Source organism: bacterium (assembly GCA_040753085.1).
GTDB lineage: Bacteria > UBA9089 > JASEGY01 > JASEGY01 > JASEGY01 > JASEGY01.
On sequence record JBFMHI010000074.1, the window covers coordinates 1 to 8,003 of the forward strand.

At 45.7% G+C, this 8,003-nt stretch carries 10 protein-coding genes; 9 read left to right on the forward strand and 1 reads right to left on the reverse strand.

The window, feature by feature from the left end:
- The first annotated feature begins 118 nt into the window (after positions 1–118).
- The 9 genes from hypD to AB1797_08725 all read left to right on the forward strand — a co-directional run bounded on the left by hypD (position 119) and on the right by AB1797_08725 (position 7,397).
- The gene (hypD, locus tag AB1797_08685) at positions 119–1,249 is read left to right on the forward strand and encodes a hydrogenase formation protein HypD (GenBank protein MEW5767684.1); all 1,131 of its coding nucleotides are present in this window, start codon (positions 119–121) and stop codon (positions 1,247–1,249) included.
- A 214-nt stretch (positions 1,250–1,463) separates the two neighbouring features.
- Positions 1,464–2,225 (forward strand): 30S ribosomal protein S2, encoded by a 762-nt coding sequence (gene rpsB, locus AB1797_08690; protein ID MEW5767685.1) that lies wholly within the window; start codon positions 1,464–1,466, stop codon positions 2,223–2,225.
- Positions 2,226–2,261: 36 nt separating this feature from the next.
- Positions 2,262–2,861 carry a translation elongation factor Ts gene (gene tsf, locus AB1797_08695; GenBank protein ID MEW5767686.1) on the forward strand — a complete coding sequence of 200 codons (600 nt, stop codon included), beginning with the start codon at positions 2,262–2,264 and terminating at the stop codon, positions 2,859–2,861.
- Entirely contained in the window at positions 2,862–3,596 is a 735-nt protein-coding gene (pyrH, locus tag AB1797_08700) for a UMP kinase (protein ID MEW5767687.1), read from the forward strand.
- Positions 3,597–3,778: 182 nt separating this feature from the next.
- A complete protein-coding gene (locus AB1797_08705) occupies positions 3,779–3,994 on the forward strand; it encodes a hypothetical protein (GenBank protein ID MEW5767688.1) in 216 nt (71 codons plus the stop codon).
- Complete coding sequence (locus AB1797_08710; protein ID MEW5767689.1) at positions 3,991–4,482, forward strand: type II toxin-antitoxin system VapC family toxin; 492 nt, start codon at positions 3,991–3,993, stop codon at positions 4,480–4,482. Before AB1797_08705 ends, AB1797_08710 begins: the two co-directional genes overlap by 4 nt.
- 328 nt (positions 4,483–4,810) lie before the next feature.
- A complete protein-coding gene (gene frr / locus AB1797_08715; GenBank protein ID MEW5767690.1) occupies positions 4,811–5,368 on the forward strand; it encodes a ribosome recycling factor in 558 nt (185 codons plus the stop codon).
- Positions 5,369–5,742: 374 nt separating this feature from the next.
- Positions 5,743–6,528 (forward strand): isoprenyl transferase, encoded by a 786-nt coding sequence (locus AB1797_08720; protein MEW5767691.1) that lies wholly within the window; start codon positions 5,743–5,745, stop codon positions 6,526–6,528.
- A 41-nt stretch (positions 6,529–6,569) separates the two neighbouring features.
- Positions 6,570–7,397 (forward strand): phosphatidate cytidylyltransferase, encoded by an 828-nt coding sequence (locus tag AB1797_08725; protein ID MEW5767692.1) that lies wholly within the window; start codon positions 6,570–6,572, stop codon positions 7,395–7,397.
- A 372-nt stretch (positions 7,398–7,769) separates the two neighbouring features.
- Here AB1797_08725 and AB1797_08730 read toward each other — a convergent pair.
- On the reverse strand, positions 7,770–8,003 hold a 234-nt coding region (locus AB1797_08730), incomplete at its 5' end, for a hypothetical protein (GenBank protein MEW5767693.1).

The following is an 8,003-nucleotide window of genomic DNA, read 5'->3' on the forward strand; positions in this document are numbered from 1 at the left end:
TCCTTCGTGTCCTTGGTGTCCTTCGTGTCCTTGGTGTCCTTCGTGTCCTTGGTGTCCTTTAGGTCCTTTAGGTCCTTTAGGTCCCTTATGTCCTTTGGGGTAAATTAGAGGCCGTCCTATGAGATACTTAGATGAATTTCAGGATCAAAAACTGGCCCAGGGTCTGATCAAGGCCATCGAAGCCCTAACAGATAAAGAGATTTGTCTGATGGAGGTCTGCGGCACCCATACGGTGGCCATTTTTAAACACGGGATAAAGAGACTTCTTCCGGACTCACTCAGGCTCCTTTCCGGTCCGGGTTGTCCGGTCTGTGTAACCCCTGACCGGGATATAGATGCGGCCATTTTTCTTTCCACCCGGCAGGATGTTGTTCTGGCCACCTTTGGCGACATGATAAAGGTGCCAGGAACCACAGGCTCTCTTGAAAAACAGCGGGCAGAGGGCGCTGATATTCGAGTTGTTTATTCCATTCTGGATGCCCTGGGAATAGCCCAAAATGCCCCCTCAAAGAAGGTGATATTTTTAGGGGCGGGGTTTGAAACCACCTCTCCCAGTATCGCCTCGACCATACATCTGGCCAGACAGGAGGGAATTGATAATTTCTGGGTCTACTCCTGCCATAAATTGATCCCCCCGGCGATGCAAGCCTTACTTGAAGCCGGAGAAGCCAGGATCGATGGCTTTATCTGTCCGGGTCATGTGAGCACTATTATAGGCTCCCTTCCCTATGAATTCATTCCGCTAAAGTTTGGGGTTCCCTGTGTTATCGCGGGTTTTGAACCATTGGATATCCTTCAATCCATATATATGTTATTAAAGCAGATCAGGGAGGGAAAGAGTTTGGTGGAGATTCAATACCGAAGGTGCGTAAAACCAGAGGGGAACCAGCGAGCCATCTCCAGACTTTATGAGGTGTTTGAGGTGGCAGATTCAGAGTGGCGTGGAATAGGTTTAATTCCTGATTCTGGCTTAAGGATAAAAAAGGAGTATAGTAACTTTGACGCCTCCTTGCACTTTGAGCTTCCTCCCCTCAAGGTCAGTCAAAAAAAATCCGGCTGTATCTGCGGTCAGATACTTCGAGGAATATCGCCCCCCCTTGATTGCCTGCTTTTCAGACAAAGATGCACCCCCGAGAATCCAATTGGCCTCTGTATGGTCTCTTCAGAAGGAACTTGTGCCGCCTATTACAATTATGGGCATCGTGGCCAATCCCTGCTTGAAAGGGCAGAGATCGGTTTACACCTTTAGAGCCAAAAGGAGGTTTATTTCCCATCAGCACTTTGCCCCGAGGCCAAAATTTTCCTTGCTAAAAATTCAAACTTGTGTTATATTTGCAGAGGTGTAAAAAAACACACCTCCCTTGATCTTTATCCTTGGTGCCTGACCTCTGGCTTCTGTGAGAACGGAAAGGATAAGGAAAAGAAAGGGGGGGAGGAAAAAACCAAAATTAAGGAGGAGTTAAATGGCCGTAGTTACTATCAAACAGCTTCTTGAAGCCGGGGTGCATTTTGGACATCAGACGCAGAGATGGAATCCTAAAATGGCCCCTTATATCTTTGCTGAACGCAATGATATTCATATCATTGACTTACAGAAGGCAGTCAAGGGATTGAAAAAGGCCTATAATTTTGTCAAAGACGTAGCGGCGGAAGGGGGAACTATTCTCTTTGTCGGGACTAAAAAACAGGCCCAAAGTGTGATGGTAGAAGAGGCAGAACGATGTGGAATGTTCTATGTGAATAAACGTTGGTTAGGTGGAACCCTGACAAATTACCAGACCATAAAAACTCGCATTAAATACCTGCAAGAGCTGGAGGAGGCTGAAACTGATGGTCGGTTTGATGCCTTACCCAAGAAAGAAGTGATAAAACTCAGGGAAAAGAAAGACAAGCTTAATAGACTCTTAGGCGGCATTAAGAGGATGAACGAACTCCCTCAAGCCCTGTATATAGTAGACACCAGGAAAGAGAAAATCGCCGTGAGTGAGGCTAAAAAATTGGGGATACCTATTGTGGCCGTTATTGATACTAATTGTGATCCTGATCAGGCCGATTATTGTATACCGGGCAATGATGATGCTATTCGGGCCGTAAAATTGTTCTCATCCTGTATTGCTAATGCCGTCATCGAGGGGCAGCAAATAGCGGCCGAGCTTCAGGCTAAGAAAGAACAGGTAGCCGAAGAAAAGGCTATGTTGGAGGAAAAAAGGAGTATGGAAGAATAAATTAATAATTATTAATTAATTTAAGGGGAGGATGTTATGAGTATTACGGCATCACAGGTAAAGGAATTAAGGGAGATAACCGGGGCGCCGATGATGGAGTGCAAGCAGGCTCTGACTGAGGCTAAAGGGGATAAGGAAGTGGCCATCAAGATCCTTCGCACCCAGGGTCTGGCCGCGGCCAAGCGTAAAAGCGGCCGGACAACCAGCGAAGGCTTGATTATCTCCTATATCCACCTTAATGACAAACTGGGGGTTCTTCTGGAAATAAATTGCGAAACCGACTTTGTGGCTCGAACACCTGAATTCAAGGAGTTAGGGAATAATATAGCCATGCAGATAGCCGCCTCTAAGCCGCGCTATATCAAACGGGAAGACATCCCGGTTGAGGAATTGAGGGCAGAGGAGGAAATCTATCGTGAGCAGGCCAGGGCTTCTGGAAAGCCTGAACAAGTTTGGGATAAAATCGCTAAGGGACGAATGGAGAAGTATTTTAAAGAGGTCTGTCTCTTGGAACAACCTTATATAAGAGACCCTGATATTACTGTTTCGGAACTTATTGCTTCCAAAATAGCTATGATAAGGGAAAATATTACGGTGGCTCGATTTGCCCGTTTTGAAATGGGAGAAAGAGAATAGATGGGACGACCTCGATTTAGACGAGTCTTGCTGAAGCTGTCAGGAGAAGCCCTTCAAGGCTCTTTAGACTATGGCATCCAGCGTGAAATACTTATCAATATCGCCAGGGAAATTAAGGAGATACGTGAACTGGGCATAGAGATCGCTATTTCCATCGGCGGGGGTAATATCTACCGGGGAATAGAAGGGGCAGCCCAGGGAATAGAGCGCTCCAGTGCAGATTATATGGGGATGCTGGGTACAGTGATCAACGCCCTGGCCCTTCAAAATACCCTGGAGGCTGAAGGGGTTTTCACCAGGGTGCAATCGGCCATAGAAATGTCAAAGGTGGCTGAACCCTACATCCGGCGAAGGGCTATCAGACATATGGAAAAGGGGAGAGTGGTTATCTTTGCCGCCGGAACAGGGAACCCCTTCTTCTCTACTGATACGGGAGCAGCCCTAAGAGCAGCCGAGATCAGCGCGGAGGTAATTCTTAAAGCGACTAAGGTTGACGGAGTTTATAGCGCCGACCCTATGAAAGACCCTGAGGCAGAGTTCTTTCATGAATTATCTTATATTGAGGTCTTAAATAAGGGCCTGAAAGTAATGGATGCCACGGCTATCTCCCTTTGTATGGATAATAATTTACCTATTATTGTCTTCAACCTCAATCGGCCTCATAATATCAAAAGAGTAATTATGGGTGAAAATATTGGGACACTGATTACAAATAATGTAATTACTCAAAACTAAGTTAGGCATTTGTGATTTTGGAGGAGATAACATTATAGCCACCAGTCGCTTGTTCGCCAGAAGGTTGAAGAAATTGTTGCTGACGGAATTAATGTTGTTTTTGATATTTATGACCCAAGGATACTCGACAAATAGATAAAAAAACATCAGGTAATTTATCTGTAAAATAAGGGAGGCTATTCATGAAACTCAAAGAAAAGATTTATCACGCGATGACAACGATGAAAAGTGATGAATTATGGTTATTGTATGAGCAAATACAGCTCATTCAACATCTTAAGCAAATTTCACGACCCCAAAAAGTCCGAATGACGATTGACGATATTTTAACCATGACCAATTCTTCACACGAATGTTGGTCTGAGGCGGTGAAAGAAGATCGAATGGAACGGATATGAACTATTATTTCGATACCTCAGCATTAGTGCAGATTTACCATCGTGAAGCCGTAACGGACAAAGTACTTGTTATCTATAAGGGTGATGAGCCAATTGCTATTTCTGAGTTAAGCCGTATCGAATTCATAGCCACCGTATTGCGGAAATACCGTGAGCAGGCAATTACGATAGACACACTTTATGCGCTCATAACGAAATTTCAGGAAGACCTGGAGCAACGCTATGATGTGCTCAAGTTTTCTTCATTGGTCATTGAGGAAGCAGATAATTTACTCCGTCGTTTTGGTGAACAGCATGGCTTAAAGACCCTGGATAGTCTGCAATTTGCTTTTTTGACAACCTATTGTGAACAAGATACTCAATTTGTTTGTTCTGATACGATGATGAGTCAACTCGTCAAAGATGAGGGCTTTAATGTCATTGTTCCAGAACAACCCGAGGTGCAAAACAAGGACAAGCCTCAAAACTGGCGGCTAATGCGGCGATGAGCGGTGCCCGAAGGGCATCCGTTCCATTGCCTTGTTCTTCCCGAGCGGAGCGAGGGGAGAATAAGCGAGTGAGAATCTGACTTCAAGAAGGCACAGAGGAGTTTGATGGCTAATTCGATGTACTGATGCCATACCCTCTTGAGACAGCTTTTCTATATGAATCGCTTTGCCCAGTAGCTCGCCCAAAACACGGCATGTAGCCGACGCTTCGCCTGCGGCTCAGCGCGGCTGATGCCCACGTTGAGTAGCTAAGTAAACCCAAATGAGAAATTCTCCAAATAATTAACAATTATCAATTAATAATTGCTATGTAGGGGGGTGTTGAGCCTTGTTAAATGATGTGTATAGAGAGATTCAAAAGAGGATGAATAAGACCATTGAAGCCACCAGGGAGGAAATGGCTGGAATTAGAACAGGCCGGGCCTCACCGGCTATCCTTGACCATATTAGTGCCGAATACTATGGGAGTCAATTACCCATAAATCAGTTGGCGACCATTTCCGTCCCCGAACCAAGACTCATCCTTATCCAGCCCTGGGATAAATCCTCCCTCCCGGCTATTGACAAGGCCATCTTGAAATCTTCTTTAGGCCTTAACCCTTCTAATGACGGTAATGTCATCAGGCTATCGATCCCTGCCCTAACCGAGGAACGAAGAAAAGAACTGGACAAAGTAGTTAAAAGGAAAGCCGAGGATGGACGGGTAGCTCTTCGGAACATCCGGCGGGATACTAATGACCTCTTGAAAAAAATGGAGGATAAGAAGGAGATTACGGAAGATGACCTGGAACGGGCTAGGGATAAGATACAAGAGATAACTGATGAAGCTATTTCCCAGATAGATAAGCTGCTGGCCGCTAAGGAGAAGGAGATATTGGAATTTTAGCCTGTATTTAGAAATCGCCCCGTGGTGAGAAATGGTCGCCTTTCAGGCGGCCATATATTTTAGTTGAAGGGTAACTATTCAGCCACTGATTGACACGGATTAACACGGATAAATAGCGGATAGCAGAGGACAGAAGACAGAGGCGAGAGTAGGGGCAACCCCTTGTGGTTGCCCAACTGTGGTTGCCTTACAGACACGAATCACGGACACGGTTCACGGATTTTCCGTGTTTCATCTGTGTGCATCTGTGGCTGAACGGTTACCTAAAAAAAATCAGTGTTCCATCCGTGTAAATCTGTGGCTGAATAGTTACGTTGAAGGTTAACTATTCAGGGATTCAGTAATCGGTAAGCAGATACGTTGAAGGATTACCTATGGCTACCCAACCAGAGGAGGAGAAACTCCTTAAAAGTCTGGTTCCGGAAAAAATGCCCCGGCATATAGCTATCATTATGGATGGTAATGGCCGCTGGGCAAAGCAGAGGTATCTTCCCAGGATAGCCGGCCACCGGGCCGGCATGGAGAGCGTCAGGAGGGTAGTAAGATTATGCGGGGAGTTGAATATTGAGGTTTTAACCCTCTACGCCTTTTCCACGGAAAATTGGACTCGTCCCAGGAGAGAGGTATCTGCCCTGATGTCTCTTTTAAAAGAGTATCTGAAAAGGGAAGTGGCTGAATTAAAAGCCCAGGGTGTTAGGCTGACCTTTATGGGACGCCTTTTGGAAATGGCCCCCGATATCCGGACTGCCCTGGCCGAGGCTGAAGAGGAGACCAGAGATGGGCAGGGCTTAAGGCTCAATATCGCCTTGAACTACAGCGGCCGAACAGAATTAGTAGATGCCTTCCGCCGTCTACTTACTGAGTTAAGGCAAGGTAATATCCAGCCGGATAGTATTAACGAAGAACTTATCTCCGCTCATCTTTATACGGCCTCTTTGCCTGAACCTGACCTCCTTATTCGGACCTCAGGTGAGATGAGGATAAGTAATTTCCTCCTCTGGCAGATCGCCTATACTGAAATCTGGGTTACGCCGGCTTACTGGCCTGACTTTAGCCGAATTCATTTACTGGAAGCTATTGCCGATTATCAAAAGCGAGACAGAAGATTCGGCGGGATTAGTAAGTCAGATAACAGAACACAGATAACAGAATACAGATAACAGATATCTCCTATCCGTGTTCGGTGCTCTGTAATTATAATATGCTCTATTATCGAATCATAATTGCCATCTCTTTCCTAGTTCCTCTTATCTATCTTATCAACCTCAAGCAGACCTTCCCTTTTTTCCTGGTGATTTCAGGTATTATCATTCTTGGAAGCCTGGAATTTTGCCATAATCTGGCGGTCAAACGCCGGCTTTCACCTATGACTATAGTTGGTGTAGCCGCTTGCTTGATATTGAGCTTAAGCGCCTACGGAGGAAATATCTTACCTGAAACTGGGCTGCCGACCCGGGTTAGTTTCGTCCTGATAGGACTCATCTTTTTTATTAGCCTGGCAGGATTATTAAGACAAGAGATTTCCGGCTCAATGAGTGCGATTGCTATTACCCTTATGGGAGTGTTTTATGTTAGTCTGCCGCTTACTTATCTTATCCTTCTGCGTCGTTTACCTGAGGGAGACAAATATCTTTACTTTCTTTTTCTGGTTGCCTGGTTAAGTGATGTCTTTGCCTATACCGTAGGCAGCAAATGGGGTAGTTCCCGGATAACGCCGGTAATAAGTCCTAATAAGACAGTAGAAGGTTGCCTGGGGGGTGAAGTGGCGGCAATTTTTACGGCGGTCATAGGCAAGATATTCTTTATCCCAGCTATGCCTCTCTGGCATGCCCTCATTTTGGGATTTGTTATGGGCGGCCTGGCTCAATTAGGCGATTTAATCGAATCTCTCTTCAAGCGAGATGCCGGGGTAAAGGATTCTTCCTCCTGGCTTATTGGACACGGAGGGATATTGGACAGTTTTGACAGTCTCATCTTTACCACCCCAACCCTTTTTTATTATCTGGTAATCTTTAACAATGGACAGTAGTGATCGCGGATCGCGAATTGCGAATCGCGGATCTATTTTTGTAACCATTCATCATATGATGCTCGATGCTCGATGCTCGATGCTCGATGCTCGATGCTGGATGCTCGATGCTGGATGCTCGATCCTCGATGCTGGTAAAGGATCCAGTATCCAGGATCGAGCATCGAGGATCGAGGTGAGGTTGTGCCTTAGTGGCTGAACGCTTACCTATTTTAATTTGCAATTTGCGATTCGCGATCCGCGATTCGCGATTAATCCGTGAGCAGCCCAAACGATGAACAAAGCCGGCATGAAGGTTTTTCCCCTAATTCACCATGAGCGAGGAAATTTCTGCTACTTCTTACTGTCTACTGTTTTAAGAATTGGGAAGTGTCAAGCCCTCTTGTTATGGGTAGTTATTATATGGCTTTTTGATATCGAAGGGGCTAAAGCCACGATTCCTCTTTGGAGGCAGTTAGAGGAGAAACTTCTACCTATCGAGCATCGAGCATCGAGCATCGAGCATCGAGCACCTCTTTGGAGGCAGTTAGAGGAGAAACTTCTACCTATCGAGCATCGAGTATCGAGCATCGAGCATCGAGCACCTCTTTGGAGGCAGTTAGAGGA